Source organism: Shewanella sp. (assembly GCF_047975355.1).
Taxonomy (GTDB): Bacteria; Pseudomonadota; Gammaproteobacteria; order Enterobacterales; family Shewanellaceae; genus Shewanella.
Map to the genome: position 1 here is coordinate 1 of NZ_JBKEDJ010000101.1, position 2,000 is coordinate 2,000.

The following is a 2,000-nucleotide window of genomic DNA, read 5'->3' on the forward strand; positions in this document are numbered from 1 at the left end:
AAGGTGGCTGAAAATAAGAGGTTTTGTCGCTGCTCGGGCAGCTTTTCGATGATGCTATTAATATCTTCGATAAAGCCCATATCGAGCATGCGGTCGGCTTCATCGAGCACCAATACTGAAACTTCATCGAAACGGATGGCCCTTTGGGTATACATGTCGAGCAAACGCCCTGGTGTGGCGACCAGTAAATCAACTCCTTCAATCAGCCGTTTCTTTTGCGGCGCTCTGTCGACACCACCGTACATCGCCATGGCCGTTAAAGGTAAATACTTGGCGTATAGATTGATATTTTCTTCGACCTGAAGCGCTAACTCACGTGTGGGGGTGAGTATGATGGCCCGCACTCGCTTAGGGCGGATCTTGGGGGCGTCAGCGAATCTGTGTAGCAGCGGCAGCACAAAACTGGCGGTTTTACCTGTGCCCGTGTGCGCCGCGGCAAGCACATTCTTGCCCGCTAAAATGCTGGGAATGGCCTTTGTCTGTATCGGCGTGGGGGTCGTGTAACCCAGTTCAGTCACCGCTTTGACAAGCGCGCTGTGTAATCCAAGTTGGGAGAATGGCATTAAGAGTCTCAACTAAATGATTTATTGGCAAACTGTAGGCCTGAGGCGAACAGCGAAGCAGGTCGCTATTATAGCAGTAGCGATAGTGAAATAGGGGATTATCTCACACAGGCTGATAGTTGAGCGCTATCGGTACTCTGGCTTACAAATTTGTAACTGGGCATGTATTCGCTTGTAACACAGCTGCAATTAGGCGGCTGATATGATTAACTTAAGTCCTTTTATTGGCGTCTGATGAGTTAAGTTTTAGACGCTTACGGTCGCCTCGAGGCACTGGAATTAACGCATAAATATAAAAAGGACGAAAAAGGATGAAGAAAACCGCCATCTCTCTTGCGATCTTGTTATCGATCACAGGCCTTGCGGGTTGCCAATCGCAATCTACTCAAGCGTCAGCCGATACCGCCAAATCAAGCGCGGTCAGTGCTGATGTGAAGACCAGCGCCTTTGCACAATTTAGCCAGACCTTTATCGATGAACTGTGGCAATTAGCGCCAACCTGGGCGCTCTACAGCGGCAAACATGTTAATGATGGTTATTTAGAAATCCCCAATGAAGCCAGCCGTGTTAAGACACTTGCCTTTGTAAAAGCCCAGCAGGCAAAGCTGAAACAGTTTGAACTTAAGTCTCTAAGTTCTAATGAAACCATCGATTATCACTTGATTGATAACCTGTTAAACAGCATGGCGTGGGAAATCACCGACTTTAAGTCGTGGCAATGGGATCCCTCGAGCTATAACGTGGCCGGCGGTTTTGCACAAATCATCAATGAAAACTTTGCGCCACTCGATGACAGATTACGTTCCGTATTGACCAGAATGGAAAATATCCCCGCTTATTACGCCGCGGCGCGCAGCAATATCCAGCAGCCAACCCTAGAACACACTGAATTGGCTGTGATGCAAAACCAAGGTGCGTTTTCGGTCTTCTCCGATGATTTATTGAAGCAAGTAGCGGATTCAGGTCTGTCGGATACGGAAAAATCGCTATTTAAATCCCGTTTCGACATGGCAACGAAAGCGATTAATGAACATATTACTTGGTTAAATGCACAGGTCAGCCAACTTAAAAAAGACGGCGCCCGCAGCTATAGAATTGGTGAAGAATTATACGAGCAAAAGTTTGCCTTTGATATCCAAGCGGGCATGACAGCAAAACAGCTTTATCAAAAAGCCGTGGCGGATAAAGAAAGAGTGCAAGGTGAAATGGCGAAGATCACCGACAAGCTGTGGCCAAAATATTTCACTACGCCAAAACCTGCGGACAATAAAATCGCAATTCGCCAATTGATTGATAAATTATCGACAGAGCACGTTAAGCGTGATGACTTTGTGAGCGAAGTGCGTAAACAAATTCCTGAGTTGATTGAATTTGTAAATCAAAAAGACTTAGTGACCTTAGATCCTAAAAAACCATTAGTCGTGCGTGAAACCCCTG

2 protein-coding genes are annotated in these 2,000 nt (G+C 46.5%); one reads left to right on the forward strand and one right to left on the reverse strand.

Annotated elements, in window-relative coordinates; genetic code table 11:
• Positions 1-563 (reverse strand): DEAD/DEAH box helicase (locus ACK5NH_RS20485; RefSeq protein ID WP_416923058.1); only part of this gene is annotated, 563 nt, incomplete at its 3' end.
• A 311-nt stretch (positions 564-874) separates the two neighbouring features.
• On the opposite strand from ACK5NH_RS20485, the gene ACK5NH_RS20490 reads away from it, so the two are divergent.
• A partial coding sequence (locus tag ACK5NH_RS20490) for a DUF885 family protein (protein WP_416923060.1) occupies positions 875-2,000 on the forward strand: 1,126 nt, incomplete at its 3' end.